This is a genomic window from Coleofasciculus sp. G3-WIS-01 (assembly GCF_040223135.1).
GTDB lineage: Bacteria > Cyanobacteriota > Cyanobacteriia > Cyanobacteriales > Coleofasciculaceae > Coleofasciculus.
In genome coordinates, this window is sequence record NZ_JAVJZI010000108.1 from 1 (window position 1) to 22,255 (window position 22,255).

16 protein-coding genes and 1 pseudogene are annotated in these 22,255 nt (G+C 45.1%); 10 read left to right on the forward strand and 7 right to left on the reverse strand.

The window, feature by feature from the left end; translation table 11 throughout:
• Positions 1–379 precede the first annotated feature (379 nt).
• The 4 genes and pseudogenes from RIM23_RS11260 to RIM23_RS11275 form a co-directional block, all read left to right on the forward strand.
• Positions 380–1,024: pseudogene (locus tag RIM23_RS11260) on the forward strand (FecCD family ABC transporter permease); the annotation flags it as partial.
• 42 nt (positions 1,025–1,066) lie between these two features.
• On the forward strand, positions 1,067–2,113 hold the full coding sequence (locus RIM23_RS11265; protein ID WP_446367113.1) for a FecCD family ABC transporter permease: 1,047 nt from the start codon (positions 1,067–1,069) through the stop codon (positions 2,111–2,113).
• 17 nt (positions 2,114–2,130) lie between these two features.
• Positions 2,131–2,937, forward strand: coding sequence for an ABC transporter ATP-binding protein (locus RIM23_RS11270; protein WP_446367085.1), 807 nt, complete (start codon positions 2,131–2,133; stop codon positions 2,935–2,937).
• Between the two features lie 561 nt (positions 2,938–3,498).
• Entirely contained in the window at positions 3,499–4,116 is a 618-nt protein-coding gene (locus tag RIM23_RS11275) for a Uma2 family endonuclease (RefSeq protein WP_446367086.1), read from the forward strand.
• A 338-nt stretch (positions 4,117–4,454) separates the two neighbouring features.
• Here the strand turns inward: RIM23_RS11275 and RIM23_RS11280 are convergent, their stop codons facing one another.
• Positions 4,455–5,981, reverse strand: a complete 1,527-nt coding sequence (locus tag RIM23_RS11280; RefSeq protein WP_446367088.1) for a hypothetical protein — start codon at positions 5,979–5,981, stop codon at positions 4,455–4,457.
• Between the two features lie 276 nt (positions 5,982–6,257).
• On the opposite strand from RIM23_RS11280, the gene RIM23_RS11285 reads away from it, so the two are divergent.
• Entirely contained in the window at positions 6,258–9,602 is a 3,345-nt protein-coding gene (locus RIM23_RS11285) for an alpha-mannosidase (RefSeq protein WP_446367090.1), read from the forward strand.
• A gap of 87 nt (positions 9,603–9,689) precedes the next feature.
• Here RIM23_RS11285 and RIM23_RS11290 read toward each other — a convergent pair whose 3' ends face one another.
• The 6 genes from RIM23_RS11290 to RIM23_RS11315 form a co-directional block, all read right to left on the reverse strand.
• Positions 9,690–10,943, reverse strand: coding sequence for a hypothetical protein (locus tag RIM23_RS11290; RefSeq protein ID WP_446367092.1), 1,254 nt, complete (start codon positions 10,941–10,943; stop codon positions 9,690–9,692).
• Positions 10,940–12,481 carry an AAA family ATPase gene (locus RIM23_RS11295; RefSeq protein WP_446367094.1) on the reverse strand — a complete coding sequence of 514 codons (1,542 nt, stop codon included), beginning with the start codon at positions 12,479–12,481 and terminating at the stop codon, positions 10,940–10,942. The genes RIM23_RS11290 and RIM23_RS11295 overlap by 4 nt, the downstream gene beginning before the upstream one ends.
• A 29-nt stretch (positions 12,482–12,510) precedes the next feature.
• Positions 12,511–14,490 (reverse strand): HsdM family class I SAM-dependent methyltransferase, encoded by a 1,980-nt coding sequence (locus RIM23_RS11300; protein ID WP_446367096.1) that lies wholly within the window; start codon positions 14,488–14,490, stop codon positions 12,511–12,513.
• A 3-nt stretch (positions 14,491–14,493) separates the two neighbouring features.
• The gene (locus tag RIM23_RS11305; RefSeq protein ID WP_446367098.1) at positions 14,494–15,771 is read right to left on the reverse strand and encodes a restriction endonuclease subunit S; all 1,278 of its coding nucleotides are present in this window, start codon (positions 15,769–15,771) and stop codon (positions 14,494–14,496) included.
• Positions 15,771–17,294, reverse strand: a complete 1,524-nt coding sequence (locus RIM23_RS11310) for a type I restriction-modification system subunit M (protein ID WP_446367100.1) — start codon at positions 17,292–17,294, stop codon at positions 15,771–15,773. The genes RIM23_RS11305 and RIM23_RS11310 overlap by 1 nt, the downstream gene beginning before the upstream one ends.
• Positions 17,295–17,429: 135 nt before the next feature.
• Positions 17,430–17,627, reverse strand: coding sequence for a hypothetical protein (locus RIM23_RS11315; protein ID WP_446367102.1), 198 nt, complete (start codon positions 17,625–17,627; stop codon positions 17,430–17,432).
• Between the two features lie 242 nt (positions 17,628–17,869).
• On the opposite strand from RIM23_RS11315, the gene RIM23_RS11320 reads away from it, so the two are divergent.
• The 5 genes from RIM23_RS11320 to RIM23_RS11340 all read left to right on the forward strand — a co-directional run bounded on the left by RIM23_RS11320 (position 17,870) and on the right by RIM23_RS11340 (position 22,142).
• Positions 17,870–18,472, forward strand: coding sequence for a hypothetical protein (locus tag RIM23_RS11320; protein ID WP_446367104.1), 603 nt, complete (start codon positions 17,870–17,872; stop codon positions 18,470–18,472).
• Positions 18,469–18,771 (forward strand): helix-turn-helix domain-containing protein, encoded by a 303-nt coding sequence (locus RIM23_RS11325; RefSeq protein ID WP_446367106.1) that lies wholly within the window; start codon positions 18,469–18,471, stop codon positions 18,769–18,771. Before RIM23_RS11320 ends, RIM23_RS11325 begins: the two co-directional genes overlap by 4 nt.
• Positions 18,772–18,795: 24 nt before the next feature.
• On the forward strand, positions 18,796–18,933 hold the full coding sequence (locus RIM23_RS11330) for a hypothetical protein (RefSeq protein WP_446367108.1): 138 nt from the start codon (positions 18,796–18,798) through the stop codon (positions 18,931–18,933).
• On the forward strand, positions 18,920–19,084 hold the full coding sequence (locus RIM23_RS11335) for a hypothetical protein (RefSeq protein ID WP_446367110.1): 165 nt from the start codon (positions 18,920–18,922) through the stop codon (positions 19,082–19,084). Before RIM23_RS11330 ends, RIM23_RS11335 begins: the two co-directional genes overlap by 14 nt.
• Before the next feature lie 262 nt (positions 19,085–19,346).
• The gene (locus RIM23_RS11340) at positions 19,347–22,142 is read left to right on the forward strand and encodes a PAS domain-containing protein (protein WP_446367112.1); all 2,796 of its coding nucleotides are present in this window, start codon (positions 19,347–19,349) and stop codon (positions 22,140–22,142) included.
• Positions 22,143–22,255: the final 113 nt, after the last annotated feature.

Sequence of the window (22,255 nt, forward strand, 5' to 3'; positions counted from 1 at the left end):
ATCAAACGCTAATTGAAGAGATAATAAGATCTTCATGAGTTTTTATGTTTTTTTTGTCTTCTTCCTTGTCCACTTTCCCTCCAGGTCTTCCAAGTCTTACCCCCATTATACCGTCAAGGTAAAAAACCTACCCTTGTGAGGGGAGAGAAAGGGGGGGAGAGAAAGGGGGGAAATGACCAGAGAAAGTCCCCCTTTAAAAGGGGGATTTAGGGGGATTTCCACTAGGTAATAGTGTCAAAGACAACTTTTCAGACATCCTCTAAAACCTTTCCATTTGCAATTGGAATCATTGATTGAGGTAAAGAAGCGATTGGCAAGCGAGAGTGCTAGGGTAAGAGGGAAAAGTAGGGGGCGATCGCGCCTCTTACTCCCCGTTGGTTTGTCACTGAGTCTGTTGATTCTGCTAGTCAGCTTGGTGGCAAGCATTACCTATGGTGCCGCAGATATTTCTTTTAGCACTGTATATGCCGCTTTAACCAACTTTGATGGCTCTACCGATCACCTGATTATCCGCACAGTTCGGTTGCCGCGATCGCTGATTGCCGTGCTAGTGGGTGCAGCCCTTGCGGTGGCAGGTGCCCTGATGCAGGGATTAACTCGCAACCCTTTAGCGTCCCCCGGAATCCTGGGCATTAATGCAGGTGCGGCAATGGCAGTTGTCATTGCTGTTTTCCTCTTCGGCTCATCTTCCCTGAGTGTCTATGCCTGGTGTGCCTTTGGGGGGGCAGGTGTTACGGCAATCACCGTCTATTTGCTCGGATCTCTGGGTCGAGGGGGACTGGCTCCACTCAACCTGACTATTGCGGGTGCGGCATTGACGAGCTTACTGTCCTCATTCACAACTGCTATCCTTATCCTTAGCCAACAAACCCTCGATGAAATCCGCTTCTGGTTAGCTGGATCGGTGGCGGGTCGGGATTTCACGTTGTTCTTACAAGTGCTGCCTTACATCGGCATTGGATTAGCGATCGCGTTTGCCTTAGGGAAACAAATGACCACCCTAGGTCATGACTGCTCTAGTGGGCGCTCCGTTCTTCATCTATCTAGCGCGGTTCAAGGTGAGACGATGAGAAAAAGCTGGCTGATTATTCGTCCCCGACTATTGCCTATATCGTTCCGTATAGAACGGCGCGTGCCAACCGTACTACTCGTATTGGTTTTGGTTACTCTCGCGGCGATAGTTATCAATGTGGGACAGGGGGAATATCCCATTCCACCATTGGCTGTTTTAAAAACGATTGTGGGGTTACCGACGGCTAACCCCGACTATGCCTTTATTGTCAATGTGCTGAGGTTGCCCAGAACGTTAGTCGCCTTTGGGGTAGGAGTGGGATTAGCCATCTCTGGGACGATTCTGCAAGGACTGACACGCAATCCCTTAGCCGATCCCGGCATCATTGGGGTGAATGCGGGTGCGAGTTTAGCTGCTGTCAGTTTAATCGTTTTATTTCCAGATGTGCCGCTGTTTGCCCTACCTTTGTCTGCCTTTGCTGGGGCGTTGGTTGTTGCCATCTTTATCTACCTTCTGGCTTGGGATAAGGGCAGTTCTCCCATCCGGTTAATTCTCGTCGGTGTCGGGATAGCAGCTATCCTAGGGGCTTTGACAAATTTAATGGTCACATTGGGGGAAATTAATAGTGTCACTCAGGCATTGGTTTGGCTGGCGGGAAGTGTCTACGGACGGGGTTGGCAGCATGTCGGGGCATTATTCCCCTGGCTGGCGGTGTTTGTACCCCTGTCGTTGGCGCTTTCGATGCCACTGAATACCCTCTCCCTCGGAGATGACCTTGCCAGAGGACTGGGGGCGCGAGTGGAATGGCAGCGGGGTTTGCTATTGCTAATGAGTGCGGCAATGGCGGGCGCGGCTGTGGCTGTGGCGGGTACGGTTGGCTTTGTGGGATTGATGGCACCGCACTTGGGGCGTCAGTTGGTTGGACCCAACCACGAAGGGTTAATGCCAACAGCAGCACTGATGGGTGGACTAATTATTGTGCTGGCTGATTGGTTGGCACGGGTACTCTTTGCGCCCATCGAGTTGCCCTGTGGTGCGATTACCGCCGCTGTCGGTGCCCCTTATTTTCTCTATCTGCTGGTTCGCAACCGCAAGCGATGACCCTATCTATTCATAAAATGAGCTTATTGTCAACTCGCCGACTTTCTCTGGCGTATGATGGAACACCTGTGATCACGAACCTCGACCTGGCAATTCCTGTCAGGAAGATTACGGCTTTGGTTGGACCCAACGGCTGTGGCAAATCAACACTGTTGCGGGGACTGGCGAGGTTGCTCAAGCCTTGTGCAGGTACAGTTTACTTAGACGGGACTGATATTTTCCAGCGTTCAACAAAAGCTGTAGCGAAGCGACTGGGAATTCTTCCCCAAAGTCCAGTAGCTCCGGAGGGGTTGACAGTGCGAGATTTGGTCGCTCAGGGTCGTTACCCTTACCAAAACTGGTTGCAGCAATGGTCAAAAGACGATGAAATCCTGGTGGAGAAGGCGCTTTTCATTACAGGGATAACCCAACTAGCAGACCGAGTATTGGACACGCTTTCTGGTGGACAAAGGCAACGAGCTTGGATTGCTATGGCACTCGCTCAGGATACGGAAATTCTGCTATTGGATGAACCAACAACGTTCTTAGACTTGGCGCATCAAGTCGAGGTATTGGATTTGCTGTATGAGTTGAACCAGAGCGAAGGGCGGACGATTGTGATGGTACTGCACGACCTGAATCAGGCGTGTCGCTACGCTGATCATCTGGTTGCCGTGCGGCAGGGTCAAGTTTATACACAAGGAGAGCCAATGCAAGTTGTGACGGAGGCGATGGTGCGTGAAGTGTTTGGTTTGGACTGTCGGATTGTGCCTGACCCGGTAGCGGGGACGCCGATGTGTGTACCAATGGGTCGCTGGGTAACGGAATTGCCACCGGAAAACTAGACCAGCGCGGCTTCAAATCATTAGGTGGGAAAAAAATTAAATCGTCCTACTCGCTTGGCGCTCCCTATTTTCTGTGGCTGCTTTATCGAAATCAAAAGTAAAATTTTAGGGAAGAGAGAAAATTTTTGAGAACACCACGACTATGCCTCTGGTAACTGCATACGTCCCTAAACTCTAGAAATATAAAGGGTTATGCTCCTTTATATTTATGCCGCCTCAGCCGAAATCTGAGGTTTTTTTGACTTTTCACCTTTTTTTCACAATTGTTCGATACCTTTAATCATAGTTGTTACCCTGATGTGGAAGTGATTAACCACCCCCAACTAAAATGGCGGGGGTATTTTTTTTTCGTTCACGAGTTTTTCACTTTGTTTGCATAATCTAGAGACATCATCGAGTTCGACAAGGATGGAAGGCTCTTTTGTAGCCGACTTCCCCCAGTTCCCTAACTGGGGGTTTTTTCAATTCTATGGAACAACCAGGCAGACGGTTAACCTAATCTCGGATAACCCTGATACACTATACTTTAGCCAAGTACGAGTACCAGCGACAGTAAGTACTATGGTTCAAGCCCAGTCTCAACCTTTGACCTTTGAAGAATATTTAGACCTATATCCTGAAGACGGCGGCATTTACGAACTGATCAACGGAGAAATTATTGCAGTGAACCCCAGGGGTGATCATGAAGAAGTTATCGCCTTCATTGTTGCCGAACTAAATTTCCAGATACGCCGTCAGCAGCGCCCTTATTTTTTACCCAGAACCTGCACCATCAAACCCAAAACCCTCTACATGGGCTATAAACCTGATATTGTCGTGCTGGATCAAAGGGCTATTCCAGAAGAACCCCTCTGGAAACCAGCCTCTACGATTACCCAAGGTTCATCCGTACCATTAGTTATTGAAGTCGTGAGTACCAATTGGCGCGATGACTATGGTCATAAATTAACCGACTACGAAGCCTTAACCATCCAAGAATACTGGATTGTTGACTATCTTGGCTTAGGAGGGCGTCGCCATATTGGTTTTCCCAAGCAGCCAACGTTGACGCTATGCGAACTGATTGATGATGAATATCAAATTCGCCAATTTCGAGGCGATGACAAAATTATCTCAAAAACGTTTCCGGAATTGACTTTAACCGCCGCAACAATTTTTGCCGCAGGGAGAACCCTATAATCCCAATGAGTAGGTGGACACAATTAAAGTTAACGGTTGAGATTAGGGAACTCTTAACAGGGAACAGTAAGGGTTTGAGGGCGATTTACTTGCACTTAATTAGCTTGCCGTTTTATACCAGTCCGACTACTTACTGCAAGGAAGGCATTGCCGTGCCCCTACGATAACCCAGAATTCAATGGCACGCTCAGATGAGGCTGGTGGGCAATGCCCACCCTACGGTATATCAAGGGTTTTGGCGATCCTCAAATGCACGCTTTTCAGTGCCATTGAACCCAGGGATAATTGATTGGGTAGGGACACGATACTATCGTACCCTGATAGCTGTGGTGTCTTGTTCATCCTTTATTTTTCACGACAAACCGTCGCACCCATCGCCAAGCTTTAATTGTTACCTCCTCCAGCCAAAGCATACCCACATCCAACCATTCCATGATTTGCTCTAAGGGGTGTTTAACATACCCTGTGGAAATTGCTTGAGTTTCAATCCAGTCGGGTTCTGTATCGCCAAATAAATCATCCCAGGTTAACCAGGGATCGGGTTCATTCGTATAGGAGAATGCTGTCCCCGGAAGGGTTACGGAAGCGGTTGAGTTAATGAATCGTTGGTTAATATCCTCGGTGGGGTTAACCGAGGTTGCTTCTGGTTGGCGGAATCGGTAAGAACTACCCTGACCAAAAAAGTAGTCGATCGCGGCGTAAATTAATCCTACCAGCCAAAAGGGGTGAGATTCTGATGTCTCGGTTGGATCAGTGGGTTGTCGAGGAGTGATGAATGAGGTTTTGAAGGTTTGCAGTAGAGTTTGGCTACGTTGACGGAGTGCGATCGCAACGTGATTGGATGTCTGTAAAGGGTGCGATTCCCATTGGGCAATAGTATCATCGATCGCGGCTAATGTTCCCCCTGGTGCAAATTGTTTCAGCCAGGAATAGGCAAGGTTTTGGGGGATCTTGGCACCAGATGCGGGTTCTGAGAAGGTAGACTCACCAAAGAGATTAATTGCGATCGCAACGGGACTGGTTTGTACCCATGCCATGAGTTGCCAGAATAGTCTCAAGGGGAGAAACAGAGAGGGTTTAGCCAAGTGACTGAGTTGGCGTTGCACCCCAGAAGTCTTTAAGTTGTAAACTAAACGCCACTGACGATACAGGGTAGCCAGTTCCCAGCTTATTTTAGCGGCTAGTTTTTGCTGTTGTTCTGGGGTGAGGATATCCAGAATTTCATTAGCGACGGAAACTAAAACTAGAGTTCGGGTGGAGAGGAGGGTGGCTACGCCTTGAATTTCTATCCGTGAGGATGTGGAAATATTCTGATTCGGGGATGAGGTATCGGTTATTTTATTTAGGTCTATTCCAATAAGCCTTGGCGAATGGAATTCGCAGCTAGACAAACCCAGTCCGCCGACGCTTCGGTAAGCTTCGTTAACGCGGACTGACGGAACAAGGATTTGGGAACCCGCGAAGGCGGGTTTCGTTTGTGTAGCTGCGGTTTTAACCGCCCTATTGAGAATGGTGCAAGATGTGAGTTGTGACTGAGATGGTTCAGGTAAAGATAACGTTTCAACTTGCTTAAGAACCTGTTGAATCGGGGTATCAACAGCAGGCGGTTGTTCTGACGGTTGGGATTGGGTCAAGGCTTTTAATCGAGTCCATCCCGCTTTTGCCTCTGCCGGAAGTTGCCGAACAGCCGTGAGACTGGTTTGGACAACCATATATATAGGATAGAGGAGAATCTGCGTTCCCCAAACTGCCGCTACTTTTAGATGTCGGATTGCCCGTTCACCGCCATCGATGAGTCGGCGAGAATGGTGATTGATAAGATTGAACAATCGACTGCGATAGCGACCTGGGGTAGAAGCAGACATAGTGATGCAAGCAGAAGCAGCGATGACTAATTTATTATTTCATACTGTGACATGCACCCGGGGACAAGATACCCAGAAACTTAATCATCCGCCCGGAGTTCAAACTCCGGGCTAAGAGCTACTGTCCATTAAAATGGACTAAAATTATTATCCAGTCGTTTAAAGACGAATGCAAGCTTTTGGTTCCTTGGGTTTAAACCCAAGGCTGGTTAATGCGACTTTGTTATTTAAAACTTTCTTAATCCTAATTGCTAGTTACTTTTATCATTCCTTACCATGTCTCCATTAACATTCCTGTCTGAATCTATTGCTAAACTCCGCGCCTTAACTCAGATGAATGTGCAGACTCATTGGAAACTGTGGTCTGAAGACCTACCTCTGGAGGAGATAAGTAACCATATTTTGGCACATGGGTCAAGTGTTGAACTCAATGATAAGGGTTATATTATCTGGTCAGCGGGACACCAAGTTATGTGGTTCGGTCAACAATTTACCATTCCCCAGGATTTACAAGGTTATCCTTTAGCTGGATTAACCTTACGACTAGCGCTAACCTGGTGGGCGGAAGATGCCAAGATTTTTGTGAATGGTGAGTTAGTCCAAGCAGGAGACTTATTTGATTCTTCAGATAGAGTCCTCTTAAGTTCAGCCATTAGTCCTGGGGAAACTATTACCGTCATGTTGCGGTTAGTGAGTCCGGGTCATGATATTGGCGGCTTAATGGGGTCTTTCTGTATTTATGAATCAACGCATTCGATTGATCCGGGATTTGTTGCTGATGAATTAACCGTATTGCAGAACTATTTAGAAGCCTTTGCACCGGAACAATTAGAAACACTAGCTGCTGCTGTGGCTGAGATTGACTGGCAGAGGGTATCCCATGGCGATCAGTTTACGCGATCGCTAACTCAATTGCGCCAAACTCTGCTATCCAAAAATATAACCCCTAACGCCACATTCCACCTACTAGGTCATGCCCATTTAGATATGGCTTGGTTATGGTCTACTCAAGAAACCTGGGATGTTGCAGTGCGAACCTTTGAATCTGTTCTCAGTTTACAGCAAGATTTTCTTAATTTAACCTATTGTCATACTACACCCGCCCTTTATGCCTGGGTAGAACAGAATCGTCCCGACTTATTTACCAGAATACAACAACAAGTGATGGCAGGTCGCTGGGAAATTGTTGGGGGGATGTGGGTTGAACCAGAATTAAATTTAATTGACGGTGAATCTATTGTCCGGCAAATTCTTTATGGTCAGCGTTACGTTCAAGAAAAATTCGGTCAAATTACTCAAGTCGCCTGGGTTACAGATAGTTTTGGCTTTACGTGGCAATTACCTCAACTCTTAAAACAAGGCGGAATTAACTATTTTGTCACCCAAAAACTGCATTGGAATGACACCACTCAATTCCCCTATCACCTCTTTTGGTGGCAATCACCGGATGGGACTAAAATTCTCAGTTTAATGTCGCCGCCCAATATTACCGGAGTCATGGATACCAATCCAATTACCATGACAAATTATGGGATTAATTGGCAAAGGCAAACAAAGATTAAGGATGTATTTTGGTTACCTGGTGTAGGCGATCATGGCGGTGGTCCCACTCGCGATATGTTAGAAGTGACACAGCGTTGGCAACAGTCTCCCTTCTTCCCCAATTTAGAATTTACCACCGCACTGAAGTATTTGCAGAATCTTGAGAATCAGTTAGAAGAGAGAGGAGATAGGGAGATGATTTGTAGAGACGTGCCACGGCGCGTCTCCGAGGGCGGGTTTAATCACATCAGGGGAACAAAAAACGATAATAGTGACACCCACCCCGACAAATATTCAATTCCTAATCCAATTTGGAATAACGAACTTTATCTAGAACTCCATCGCGGCTGTTATACCACCCACGCTGATCAAAAACGCTGGAATCGTCGCTGTGAAAGATTACTTTACCAAGCCGAACTCTTTGCCTCTCTCGCCACCCTAATCACCAACAAAAACTATCCCCAATCTCAACTAGAAACCGCCTGGAAAAACGTTCTCTTTAATCAATTCCACGATATCTTACCCGGAACCTCCATTCCCGAAGTCTTCATTGAAGCCAACCAAACATGGCAACAAGCCGAGACAATAACCCAAAAAATCATAGCCGAATCCCTAAACGCGATCGCGTCCCAAATCACCCTCCCCTCACCCCCCCACCCCAACGCCCAACCCCTAATCATATTCAACCCCCTCAACTGGCAACATTCAGAACTCATTACTATCTCCCTCTGCGTCCCTCTGCGCGAACCTCTGCGAACCTCTGCGTTGAAAAAACAATTCCCAATCACCAACAATCAAACCTGGCAACTATACGATAGTAACGGCGAAAAAATTCCCAGCCAAACATCAGTCAGGGCGGGTTTTGAACAAGAGTTATCATCAACAGCAAAACAAGAACCCCTAAACCAGCCCCGACAAACCCATCTGCTATTTCAGGCTAAAGACATCCCCGCAATCGGCTATAAAATAGTCTGGATTTGTCCAACTGATACTCCCCCAGAAAACGATAACCCCAATCCCAATAACGAATTTATCCTCGAAAATGAATACCTGCGAATTATCGTCGATCCAAATACTGGCGACTTAAGCAGCATCTTTGATAAAAAAAACCAGCGAGAAATATTAAGCGGTGCAGGAAATCAACTGCAAGCCTTTGAAGACAAAGGACAATATTGGGACGCCTGGAATATTGACCCCAATTACCATCAACATCCCCTACCACCAACCCAACTGAAATCGATTCAATGGCTAGAACAGGGAAACCTGCGATCGCGTCTCCAAGTTATTCGCCAATTAGGACAATCCCAATTTTGCCAAGACTACATCCTGACATCAGATTCACCCCTACTTAAAATAGCCACAACCGTAGATTGGCAGGAACGCCAGGTATTAGTCAAAGCTGCATTCCCCTTAAACCTAGAAGCCGACTATGCCACCTATGAAATTCCCTGCGGCGCCATCCAACGCCCCACCCAACCCCAAACCCCCGCCGAACAAGCCAAATGGGAAGTTCCAGCCTTACGTTGGGCGGATCTGGGTGATCAAACTTATGGCGTGAGTCTACTCAATGACTGTAAATACGGCTATGACGCCCAACCCTCTCAACTCCGATTAACCCTACTCAAAAGTCCAATATGGCCCCATCCCGATGCCGATCGCGGAATTCACCACTTCACCTACGCCCTTTATCCTCATGCTGGTACTTGGCAAGCCGCGAAAACGGTTCAGCGAGGGTATGAGTTAAATTTCCCCCTGCAAGTCGTCCGGCTAGAAGATACGGCGGATAAGGGTATTAACTCCTTGCCCCCCAGGGGTTCCTTGCTAGAGTTATCGGCAGAAAATTTAGTGGTGATTGCTCTCAAGCGATCGCAAGATAATCCCCACCGTTGGATTCTGCGGTGTTATGAATCTCAGGGAGAGGAAGCGGAATTCTGGTTAAATAGTGATTTAGGGTTGGCGATAGAGGGTTGCGTGGATTTATTAGAACGTCCTGTGGATCAGTCTCCAGAATCCCCGACGCTGCAAACTTTGAAGATAGCGCCTTGGCAGATTCGGAGTTACGCGATCGTTCAAACCTAATAATGTTATTTAGCCGTATAAAAGCGAAAAAAATTTTCCACGGTCGTGCAGGCAAAGCTTTCCTCTGGAAAAGATACAAAATCATTTTCATTCTGTTGCTAGTTTCCTCAAGTTTCGCGCTTTGTCAATTTCTGGAGAACTAATATGTGCAGGATGAGGAATGCCATTTTCTTGCCGCAACCAATGAGCAATGTCTTTAAGTAGCTCGTGATTTTCTAGATTGATCGGTGTAGAACTATCTATAGCTGGTTCTACTTCCTTATTGATTAAAGCAACGAGATACCACGTCATTGGAAAACGCGATGATTCTCTTCCCTGTGAATCAAGTAGGTTAAACAATAAATTGTCCAAAACATTGCGTACTGCAAATATATCAAGTGAGGCGTTCTGCGTTGAAGATGAAGCAACGTTCGCTTGCATAACTTGTTGAATTTGGCTATAAACTGAACGTTGAATTTGGCTTGATTTTTTACGCCACCTATCCGGTATAGAGAAACCCTCGCGGCATACCTCTACTTTTTCGCAGAGAGATTTGTTTGGCTTGGGCTTAAGTCCAATTATTATAGGAAGTTGTACACCCTTTTTGAGATTGATCTTTAAGTAGGTCTCTGTTCTAAGTCCATATCCCCGATAGGGTAAGAACATATCTTCTAATTTACGGGGCTTACCAGTTCTTTTTCTTTGAAGTAAATTAGTTTCTCCTTTGTAATCCGTATTACAAGTATTACAAATTGGAACTAAATTAAACGGGTGGCAGGAAAGATGAGGATAGAGACCTTTGGGAAAATAATGGTCAATTCTCGAAAAAGACTCCATATCACAGGCAGGGCAAATCGATAACTGGTTAATTTGCTCAAATTCTGATATAAAATCTTGTCTACCAAATGTGGATGACTCTGGTTCTGAAAAAAAGAACTTAGGAAATTTAGCAGTTTGGCTACCGAGATGATCCTGATAAAATTTGCGAAGAAATCCAACGCCTGCTTCCTGCCAAGGTTGTGCAATGTCCTCAACGTGCGGTATGAGGAAGCCAACTGGCTCTCTTAAAAATCCTAGGGCTTCGCGAGACAATCGTCTGCTCCACTGGCGCTTTTTCGCAGGTGAACCCTGAGCAAACTCTTTGAGAAGATTGAGCTTAGTAACTCTCTTTTTGCTCCATAGCCATTTAGCAATCTGTTCATGTCTCCCCCGAAATCTGGGATGCTTCCTGAAATAATCCTCACAGCTTTTATGGTCTAATGTCGTTCTCGAAGATGCATATCTCAGAAACCACATTTGTAGATAAACTACATCAGTTAAACATTTAAGAGTGAGTTCTGGCAACTTAACTTGATGAATCATTCCACTTCTATAGCTGACAATTCTCGACGAATTCGATAACTCCAATACCCCTGAGCAACTGTAGACAGTAATCGCTCCAACGCCTCTCGTTTTTCAGCTAGATTTTGATTGGCTGTAGCTTTTAGCTCTCGCTCAATGCAGTCAACACTGTATTTTCCTTCAGGATAGGGTGCATCAAAGACATGTACCATGATATCGCTGGGATTAGCAGCAAAGGTTTGTATGGGGGCAGGAAGCGAATCCTTAGTGTAATTACCAAAACGCTTCAAAACAATCACATCTTCTTTGGGAACATCAGTTAAAGTGATGCTGGAGTGAGTAGTCATCAAAACATGGCTATGACGGTCTTTAAGCGTTTCATCTAGCAGGTTAACAATTTGGCGCTTCCAGAAATCATTAAAGTGAACTTCTGGTTCATCCAGCAAAATCAACGCTTCGGTCGAACCGAGCAGAGTGAATAGACACATTCGACCTAAAAAGCTTCGCTCTCCATCACTGAGCCATTCCCAAAGATGTAAGGGAGGAATTTCAGACTCAGCTTCAGGATACTGGGAATCTGTACGCTCCAAGAAAATGCTAACTTCTCTCAAAACAGATTGCCCGTTTTCATCAACATCAGCCAGTTTAGCCAGTTTTTTGAAAAGCTCCAGACCGCTAACGAACTCCCGTATAATTTCTTGTGCTACTGAGCTTCTGTCGCTAGTCAGGTCAAATACCAGTCGGTAATCGCTTCCTTGGTGTAAGATATGAGAGGCAAATTTTCCTAGTTTAATAACTTGCTCTCGATGGTCTATTTTGGTAATTCCCTGATTTAAGCGAAATTTCAGTGAAAAACCTGTCAGTGATTTAATATGTAATTCTTCTAAAACTTGAGCTAATTCAGATTTACTATTAGCTAAATCAACCAATAGTCCACAAAGGGTAAGCAGATTAATTTGCTTATTGGATATGAACAAGCAGCGACTGTCTTTTTCTGTATCCTCTTCTGTATTGTTTAAATTTGCTTGGTGTCCAGGGAGTTCTCGAATTGCTCGCTCTTTTAGAATTTCTAACTTTTCTTCCTTGGCTAAGTGGGTTAAACTGCCTAAATGACTATTGTCCTTTGCTGGCTCGTTAAGAAGATTCCATTCTATTTCATCTCCCGTTGTAAAAGAAACAATAAGGTCAGGTATAATATCAAGACCTATAGCCGTAGGTTCACCGTTTTCCAATGCTAATGGTGTTTTCGTAAAAGTAACGTCTCCCGTTTCATCATCTTCTTGAAGGGTAGCAATTTTGATCGAGCGTTTTTGGTTACCCTTGCCCAATTCATATTCTAGGATAAAGGGATAATCAACTACGGGATTTCCTTCTAATTGCTTCATTAAATCCCATAAGATTTTCAGCACCGTTGATTTTCCTGTGCCATTTTTACCCACTAAAAAATCGAGACTATAGTTGCGAGTAAAAGTTAGGCTGCGTTCATTCGGTGGACAAAAGCGAATCTCTAGGTCACGCAAGACCCGATAATCTCCTAGGTAGAGTCGTTTCAATTTCATATACTCTCCCCCTCTGATTCTGATTCGCTTCAGTCGAACTGCCACAAGTCTCGCTCTGTAACACGACGATAGCACTGAATTGACTCATCGGTGCTAGGAGTTGTAATCGTCACTGGGACAATTACTCCCAGGCGTTCCAGGAGATCGACAGTTGAGCGAGTCATTTCTGATATCTCGCTGTCATCCTCTTGGATCAACTCCTCTAAGGTAAAGTGTACTGCGGTTTGTGGGTTATCTTGATCACGGCTATCAATTTTTTCTATTTTTGCCTGAATTTGCTGCCAAATGGTCTTCTGTTCTGGATTCAGTTTTTCGAGAATTCCCAGGGATGCTATATTTGCCAAGGGAGAAGGAAGTTGTTGATTCGCGATCGCAGGGAGTTCCAGACGACCAAATAGGCTCTCAATGTGCCCAGACAGCTTTCTTTGGTTTTGGTAAATTTGGCTGAGGAGTTCAGCCGGAGAATCCGTCGAACGCGGTTCCTCCTGTTTTTCAACATAACGCTCTGGGCGTAAATCGTAGGTTGGTGCTTGAATGGTGTCGCACCGCACCGCTACACCGAGGAGTTTGACTCTATCTCTTCCTATAGCTTGGTTTTCCGGTAAAACTGAGATTGCTGCTGCTTTTACGGGTTGAGAGAATAGCCGCTTACCAGGATCAGGGTCTTTCTTTGTGAGTTGGTATAGGTCTTGAATTAGCTGCTGTGGATTTTCAACCTGTGAGGGTTCACTACCATCCAAAGGGATGCGATCGCAGATGCGCTGTTCACCTATGGGTGCAGTCTCAGTTAACAGGAATGCAGAGGTCGTTTCATTGTGTGGATAAAACGTGACCGAGGTCAATTCTGTCGAGGTCGCTTGGCAAACAAAGCCCAATAGCGCAGTACCTTCAGCTATTCTGCTGATGGCTATTCGAGGATTTTGTTGGGGAAATAAAAGAGGGGGATTCGGATTGGTGAAAAATTTGGTGACAAAGGGTAAGTCACTTGCTGATTCATCGGGGTCTTGAGTTAAGTCACGACCTCGACCACTAGGGTAGCCATCCTGTTCAAGCTGCCAAAACCAGATTAGATTTTCTCCACTTTTTGAGGGTTGGGCGGAATTATCGGGTTTACTCACAAGCAGCAGGTGAGTTTGTAACGGACTGTAGGGTTGTAAAGCGTCTTTGGGTAAGGAAATGACCGCTTCAAGTTTATAGTCAAAGATTAGCTTTCTTCGTAATACTCTCTCACCTGTATTGTTACTAAATAGCAGACCTGAAGGAACTAAAATTGCTGCTTTTCCTCCGGGTGCGAGTTTTTGGAGGGCAAGTGCAGTCAGAGCTGTTTCGCTGCGGCTACTAACTTTATACCCCAGAGTATTTTCTGCTAATTTTTCATCAATCTTTTCACCGAAAGGCGGATTGATGAGTATGCGGTCGAAATTTTTTGTAGCGAATTCTTCTGAACCGCAAACCTGAAGTGTATTTCCATTGAGCAAACGTGGAGTAAAACCATGCAGTCTAGTATTAGCCCAGGCAAGTCGCTTCCATTCCGGAGAAATATCAATACCGATTGTTACTTCATCATTGCTAGGATTAGTTATCTCGCGATCAATTAAAAAGCCACCACTGCCACAAGCAAAGTCTGCCACACTATGATTTTTGAAGTCAACTTGGGCAAGACGCTGCATAAACTTGACAATGTGTCTAGGAGTCGGATAGCGTCCCCCTGGAAGCATGGAAGGTAAGCGAAAGAGAACATGACGGTCAAATAATTTAGCGGCTCCTCCTGCTTGTTCGGCTGCTTCACGGAGGTTCTGCTTGATCCCTTCTATCGGAATATTTAAGTCTATGGGTGGTTTTCTGGGTTTCTCCTTTTCTGATAAAGATATTTCTGGAGCATCTGAAACGGTTCTTTTTTCTTCAAGTAGAAGTCCGGCAATGTATTCAATTACTGTGAGATCGTCGGTGATGCCATACTTTCGGAATTCTGACAAAACCTGATTAAGTTGTTCGCCGATGCTCGTCATGTTCTACAATTGCCCCTGAAACGCTTTTTCTAGAATTGACTGTTCTAATCGATCAAGCAAGTTAATGTCTTCTTTGAATATTTCTTGCATTGATTCTACATGAGACAAGATTGAGTCAAGATGAACAATAGCTTGACGTTGTTGATCTATTGGAGGTTTTGGAACTGGAATTTCTAGAACATTTTTGGGATATATGTGTGTTTGTCCGCGCTTTTCAGCAAAAGCAATCCCAGACCGCCGAGAGAGAATTTCGTGCTGACCGCGTTCAGACCAAAGATAGTAATATAACCACTTTCCATGCAGGATATCTTCATCTTTGGAGCGTAAAATCATGATTTGTGTGTCAACTGTCCAATCATCTTCACACTCATGGACATACGTAACTCGCCCCAGAGTTCCCTCGGCTATATTCGCCATGAGAACATCACCTGGCTTGAGGTATCTATCTGGCGGTAATTTCTGAGCTTGTTCTTCCTTCATATATGAAGGATTATCCAAACGAAGGGAATGAGGATAAACATGCCTAGTTTTAAAGACTCTTACATTAGAATTACCTTGACCACTTGCACGACCATTAAAGGATGTCGCTACTTCTCTTAATGGTACAATTTTTGTCAAAGGTTCAAGGTTTTTAAATACCTCATTTAATGAAGTATTTAAAAACCTATCTGTATCTCGACGCATTTTCTTAACAAGTTTGTGATCGCCTTTCAATTCAGATAGTAATGATTCGATCCGGGACACAACACGATTCTGAATATCAAGCGATAAAACAGGATTTTTAGAAAAAGGAACTGGAATTAGAATTCGTGCTAGCTTTTTTTTATTGAGGGTTTTGCCTTTAACCGCAACATCCGCTTCTTGGGCAAGTGGAACTATACCTAAAGCACGAAAAAGAAACTCTAAGTTCATTTTGTGTTGCCAATTATTTTTTATTGGCAATGCGGCTATAGCTTCATTTGTATACAAGGGTTTTCCAGCAATTCCCAATTTCCCAATGGTTAATTTAAAACTCATTAATATAGTATTTGGTTTGACTAATTTGACATTAGAGTTAGCCACGCCAAGTTCTGTAATTTCCTCTTTAGAGCTTTCTACTATACTGCCGTTCAGGTCAGCAATTGAAATCCAAGTTTTACCAGTTCCCCAGTATTCAGGATTATTACGACTAGGTGTTCCACCAATAGCGATATCACAAATTTCTCCCAATGGTATCCATTCCCATCCGTTGGGTAATTTCCAAGGAGTAGTTATATAATTTTGAGGAGTCGTTAAAATCATCACACATCCCAATCCTCATTTACCATCTTATGTAGTCTTTCTAGTCTCTTCTGCAACTCATACTGATTTTCTAGTAGTTTAGCTGTAATCTCCGCAGGATGTGGTAATTTTTCACATTCAACGTAATTAGGATTTCTTGCTGTTAAATCATAGTCACGTTTTCTCAATTCTTCTGAATCTTCAAACCAGCTATTCTCTGTAAGAGCTGGTCTAGGAGACTTGCCCTGAAGGTAAGTCTTCATCTGTTGCAAAACCTGACGCGCTTCCGCAAAATGCTCATCTGAAATTGAGTTAACCTTGCTGAACTTCTTAAGGTCATCAGGTAAGGCTATATCTTGATAAAGTACCTCCTTTTGTTGTTCCCCTCTCTCAAAAAAAAGCAATGCGGCTTTAACATCGGAATAGGGAGCAAACGTGCCAGGGGGTAAACTCACAACCATGAACAGATTAAAATCATGAAGCAGTTCTTTCTTCACAGTAGCAAAAGCTCCACCTCGAAAAAGTGTTCCTTCAGGTACGACTATGCCACAACGCGCCCCCTGCTTAGGTTTAAGCTTTTTCATAACGTGTTGCAGAAATAAAAGTTCAGTCGCGTTGGCTTTGACGGGGAAATTCTTCTGAATTCGAGTATTTTCTTTTCCACCAAAGGGTGGATTTGTCAAGACCACATCAAACGTCTCATCAAAGAGTCCTGACCCATCCCGGATATCTTCTGCAAGAGTGTTACGTCGTCTTATATCTGGAACTAAAACGCCATGAAGCACCATGTTCATTGTGCCAAGCAAGGCGGGTAATGGCTTTTTCTCCTGTCCGACAAAGGTATGGCGCTGGAGAATTTCTCGGTCTTTGGCTGTTTTCTCCTGCTTCTGCGTATGTAAGAAAGCCTCCAGTAAAAATCCGCAGGTTCCACAGGCGGGATCGTAAACTGTCTCGCCAATTTGAGGATCAATGACCTCTACCATAAAACGAATCACTGGACGCGGAGTGTAAAACTCTCCAGCCATCTTATTCTCACTACCGAGGCGTTTGAGTAAGTCTTCGTAGATGTGAGAGACGGTGTAGATATCGTCAGGATTGGTCAAGTCAATCTGATCAACAATCTTTAGTACATCTTTGAGGTTATCGGGTGAGTCGCAGATAATCACGTTGCGATCGCGGAATATCCCAGCAATGACTTCCCGTTCCGGTGAACCCGATAACGACGCTAAGTGAGGAATGAGTTCACCTCGGACAAACTCCATCAACTGATGATCATCCCACGCCGCAATACTACGGCGTCCCTTTTTCCCCAAAGCCTTTGTTACCCAGTTAGACCAGCGATACTGTTTACTGATAACCCGTGTATACTTGCGGTTGGCTGACTTGGCTTCCTGTTCAAAGACATCTTCCTGTCCATCCAGGAATTTCAAGAACAGTAACCAGGACAGATGTTCCACATACTCCATCACACCGCCACAGTTATTGTCGCGGCGCAAGATGTCACAAGCACGCCAGATGTCATTGGTTAGTTGTTCTCGACTCACCTAGTCTCCTCGCGGTAATGGCGTTGCTGTCTCTGATTCTAAGGTTGAGACAAATCTATTATCTTACCAAAGCAGCTCGTCTTTTTGTATCTATATCTTTTCTGAGAAAAGGAAAACCCAGAATAGAGATTAATCTCACTCCTCTGTATCTTGGTTAACGGCTGGATTTGGAGAAACGATTAGCCGTCTACGCCCAATCTGATCCACTAACTCACTTTTTGACTTTAACCCCAATTCCTGGGCGATTTCTTCTAGTCCACGCGCCCCCGTCGGTGTAACCGTTAGATTGAGTCTTTGCTTGAGTTCATCCTGATCAACGGGTTCCCCCCGCATTCGTTTTTTCCCTTTGGGCATATCTACTGTTAGTTCACGCGCATATTCTGCACGTCATGCTAACATTTGGGCTTTTTTTGTTGCGGGCTACTTGTTTTATGTTTGTTCATACGTATTAACTGGTATATTGCTTGAAAAGCATTTAGAATATACGCATTCAAATAAAAACAATGCCAGCCCCACAGCTTTGGACGGCACCGGGTCTGGCATTGACTCCCATCAATAGGAGCAATTTCAATCCTATGCCAAATTTCTCAAAAAGTACGTGCGATCGCGGCTTAATTCGTCCATCCACCAACCAGAAAGGCTATCAGCAAGCCTTGGATGATTTTGCGATCGCCTCTCTCCTCTCTCGCCTGCAAACCCTCTGTGACACTGAGTTTGATGCAGCCGGGATGAATGTAAGCCAGTCGGAACTCGAAAGCCTCGCCGCGATCCTGATCCGAGAGTTAACTGCGACTCTCAATGGCAAAATTGTATCCGGCTACCTCAAAGCTATGGATTACGGCGGCTGCGACTTACCCATCAGCTTTAGTCACAAGCGCTTCTCAGCCGTTGAACTCCCCACCAATTTCCCTCACGTCAAGCCACCGAGATTCCTCTCTGGGGACAAGCTGAAATGGATTCGCGATCGCGCAAACAGCCTCAACCCGAAACTCCCCAATCCGCCAAAATCTCCCGACTGGGGAACTGCGATCGGCAGATTCTACGGCTTTGCGTCTCACCATTGTGGTTGGACATGGTGTTACCTGATTTGGCTTGACAAACATTCCCCCAGTTCCCGGTGGACGGTGGCTGATACGGCTTGGGAAGATGACCTGGAACCTTGGGAGGAAAGCCGATGACACCTCGTCCTATTACTGAACGCCAACAGGCTTTAATTGACCTCTATGGCTACTGTCAACTGGGAATGACGCCGCAACAGTTTTATGCGAAATGGCAGGTGAATCATGAAACGATGGCTTTTATCTGTTCCCGTTCCATGTCTACTGTTGATAGTTGGTTCAGAAGAGGTCGCCATTACCGCCGTCCTCAACCCAGAGATTTGCGCCATCTCGCCGTTGTGGACTTTGTGCTGGAACATTACGAGGAGATTCCGCCTGAACTTTTAAATGTGCTTTGTCCAGGTTTTGGGAATTTATAGGAACGTTCTGATGCAGTGGGGCAATTGGCAAAGACGTTTAATCAGATGGTCGGGCAATTGCAACAGTATTTTGCTGAACTCAACTCCTCCAATGAAGCTTTAGCCCAGAGTGAAAGCCGACGGCATCAAATTCTTGAAGCGATGCCCGTTGGCAAATTTTAGCCAAACCACAATCGAGGGTGATTTTGAGGGAATGCTAGAACTTATTGAGAACATTCGTCCCAGTTATGCATTAATTGCCAATGATCTAGAGATTTTGACGAAAAATTTTCAGTTTAGGGAATTGTTGGAGTTAATGGGAATCAATGTATAGGAGGCTACGGGAGACAGAACCTGGGTTTCCCAACCTAATGTAGCAACTCCTATCTTGAGAAAAACTTCATCAACTCTTTACATTATCGCGGCATTATTTTAATAAAAGATAATAAGATGTTACAAAAGAAGAGGATACCCCTTATCTTGTCTGAAATGCTGAGCAAGTCGCCCCAACGCCGTAATTAGTCTTGGGTATAAAAAAAGGACGTAGCTGGCTTAGCGCTTCGCGAGTATAACATAAGACATAAGACAAAGGAAAAATGACGAATGATCAAGGACAACGGAAAAATAACAAAGGCAGTATCCTGGTTGTAGATGATACTCCGGCTAATTTGTACCTGTTAACCGATATGTTATCCAAGCAAGGGTACAAAGTCAGGACTATCCCCAATAGCATTCTGGCGCTCAAAGCTGCCAAAGCCAATCTCCCCGATTTGATTTTGCTGGATATTGTCATGCCACAGATGGATGGCTATCAAGTCTGTCAATCCTTGAAAGCAGATGATAAAACTAAAGATATTCCGGTTATTTTTATCAGCGCGTTGAAAGAAGGGTTCGATAAAGTTAAAGCCTTTGAAGTGGGTGGGGCAGACTATATCTCTAAACCGTTCCAGCTTCAAGAAGTGATGGCGCGGGTCAAGCATCAATTGCGTCTAAGAACCCAAGCCAAACAACTCTTGGCTAAAAATACCCGACTGAAACAAGAGATAGTAGAACGCCAACGTATCCAAGAACAACTCAGCCATAGTGAAGCCTCTCTAAAACAAGCCCAGACAGTTGCCCATATTGGCAGTTGGGATTGTGATTTGGTCACGGGAAAAATGACTTGGACAGAGGAATTGTTTCGCATTTGGGGACGTGATCCTCAACAGGGTGAACCCACCTATGCTGAACTGCAGGAGACGATTCATCCAGAAGATCAAGACCTGTGGAAAAACGCCGTAGACCGCGCGATCGCACAGGGGATAAAATATAATCTTGACTTCCGCATTATCCGAGGTAAAACCCATGCTGCTGATGTGCCATCTCTCCCTAGGGGGAATCAGGGAAGGGGTGAAGTGCGCCATGTCGAGGCAAGAGGTGAACCTGTTGTGAACGAACAGGGGCAAGTGATCAGACTGTTCGGAACAGCGATGGATATTACTGATCGCAAACATGCCGAGATGCTGCTGACTGGACAGAACCAGATTCTGAAACTGATTGCCTCTGATGTACCTCTCCCAGACATCCTGGATGCTTTGGCGAGGTTCGTTGAGGAACAATCGGGACAAATGCGCTCGGCGTTTCTGTTGCTGGATCAACAGGGTAAATTGCACTTCGCCGCCGCCCCCAGTCTACCCGAAGAGTACACAAAAACCATTGATGGTCTAGCGATTGGTGCAGATGTTGGTTCTTGCGGTGCCGCCGCCTATCGTAAGGCGACTGTAATTGTAGCCGATATTGCCAACGACCCTTTGTGGGTAAACTTCCGGGATTTGGCATTATCCTACGGACTTAAAGCCTGTTGGTCGATGCCGATTTTGTCGAGTGATGGGATGGTTTTGGGGACTTTTGGTGGGTATTATGACCAACCGCAGACAGCAACCGATCTCGATCAAGACTTAATCGCCCAAACAATTTATCTTGCCACAATTGCCATTGAACGCCAGCGATCGCAACAAGCTTTGCACCAGACTCAAGAACGCTTGCAGCTTGCGTTAAACGCTTCTGGGGATGGGTTGTGGGATTGGATGATCACAACGGGAGACTTTTATATTGACCAGCGTTGGAGTGATATGTTGGGGTATGAGTCCGATGAACTTCCTACAGATATCAGCACTTGGGAAAACCTGATCCATCCCGATGATAAACCTTGGGTGATGAACCTGTTACAGGCGCATTTAAAAAACTGCTCAATTCCTTACCAATTTGACTATCGACTGCTGACGAAATCCGGGAAATGGAAATGGGTGTCTAACTATGGTAAAGTGGTCGCCTGGGATGAGAATAGCTTACCCGTGCGGATGAGTGGGACGCATAGAGACATTAGCGATCGCAAACACATCGAGATCGCCTTGCAGGAGTCTGAAACCAGGGAACGGGAAAAAGCCCAGGCATTGCAACAAACCTTACAAGAATTAAAACGCACTCAATCCCAACTGATCCAAACCGAGAAAATGTCCAGTTTAGGGCGCATGGTTGCAGGTGTGGCACACGAAATTAATAACCCGACTAACTTTATCTTCGGCAATCTGACTTATGCCCGTCAATACTTCCGAGAATTACTCGCACTGCTGCAACTCTACCAACAAACGTACCCCAATCCTACACCAGAGATTCAGCAACTGAGTGACGAGATTGACTTAGAGTTTCTCATCAAAGATTGGTCAAAGCTGATCAACTCCATGCAGTTGGGAACTCAACGCATCGAACAGATTGTGCGATCGCTAAAAAGTTTCTCAAAATTAGATGAAGCCGAGTTAAAACAGGTGGATATCCATGAAGGTTTAGATAATACGCTATTTATATTACAAAACCGACTCCGCGCCGAAGGGAATCGTCCGGAAATTATCGTGTTCAAAGAGTATGGTCAACTCCCTCAAGTTAAATGTTATGCCAGTCAGCTAAATCAGGTATTTATTAACATTTTAGATAATGCCATTGAAGCCTTAAGCAACCAACCTGAACCCCAATGGATTAAGATAACGACTGAAGTATCCACCAATAGGATAGGCGAGACAAAGGAATTAATTCAACACTCAAAACCAGGTTCCCTCGAAAGTCCTGAAGGGTCAAAACTGTCTCCATTTATTATTATTCGCATTGCTGATAACGGATGTGGGATGAATGAAGACGTGCGTCAGCATATCTTTGACCCATTTTTTACGACCAAGCCTGTCGGAAGTGGTACAGGATTGGGGTTAGCCATTAGCCATCAGATTATTGTTGATAAACACAACGGTAATATTAGTTGTGTTTCTCGTCTAGGGAAAGGAACAGAATTGATGATCGAGATTCCCTTAAACTTGGGAGAACTATCCTATAGCCCCAGGGTAAGCTCATCTAATTTGGTATAAATTGTACTTGACAAAAGTAATACTCATTATGGAGGAAGACGAAGGGGGAAAGCGATCGCGCCCCTAATGGGGTAAGCCACAACTGTGATCAGGCGGTCATTATGGAGGAAGAC

Bases quoted from the DNA above. Each gene is read 5' to 3' on its own strand.
- RIM23_RS11265 (WP_446367113.1), top strand. From the start codon at position 1,067: ATGAGAAAAAGCTGGCTGATTATTCGTCCCCGACTATTGCCTATATCG.
- RIM23_RS11270 (WP_446367085.1), top strand. From the start codon at position 2,131: ATGAGCTTATTGTCAACTCGCCGACTTTCTCTGGCGTATGATGGAACA.
- RIM23_RS11275 (WP_446367086.1), top strand. From the start codon at position 3,499: ATGGTTCAAGCCCAGTCTCAACCTTTGACCTTTGAAGAATATTTAGAC.
- RIM23_RS11280 (WP_446367088.1), bottom strand. From the start codon at position 5,981: ATGTCTGCTTCTACCCCAGGTCGCTATCGCAGTCGATTGTTCAATCTT.
- RIM23_RS11285 (WP_446367090.1), top strand. From the start codon at position 6,258: ATGTCTCCATTAACATTCCTGTCTGAATCTATTGCTAAACTCCGCGCC.
- RIM23_RS11290 (WP_446367092.1), bottom strand. From the start codon at position 10,943: ATGATTCATCAAGTTAAGTTGCCAGAACTCACTCTTAAATGTTTAACT.
- RIM23_RS11295 (WP_446367094.1), bottom strand. From the start codon at position 12,481: ATGAAATTGAAACGACTCTACCTAGGAGATTATCGGGTCTTGCGTGAC.
- RIM23_RS11300 (WP_446367096.1), bottom strand. From the start codon at position 14,490: ATGACGAGCATCGGCGAACAACTTAATCAGGTTTTGTCAGAATTCCGA.
- RIM23_RS11305 (WP_446367098.1), bottom strand. From the start codon at position 15,771: ATGATTTTAACGACTCCTCAAAATTATATAACTACTCCTTGGAAATTA.
- RIM23_RS11315 (WP_446367102.1), bottom strand. From the start codon at position 17,627: ATGCGGGGGGAACCCGTTGATCAGGATGAACTCAAGCAAAGACTCAAT.
- RIM23_RS11320 (WP_446367104.1), top strand. From the start codon at position 17,870: ATGCCAAATTTCTCAAAAAGTACGTGCGATCGCGGCTTAATTCGTCCA.
- RIM23_RS11325 (WP_446367106.1), top strand. From the start codon at position 18,469: ATGACACCTCGTCCTATTACTGAACGCCAACAGGCTTTAATTGACCTC.
- RIM23_RS11340 (WP_446367112.1), top strand. From the start codon at position 19,347: ATGACGAATGATCAAGGACAACGGAAAAATAACAAAGGCAGTATCCTG.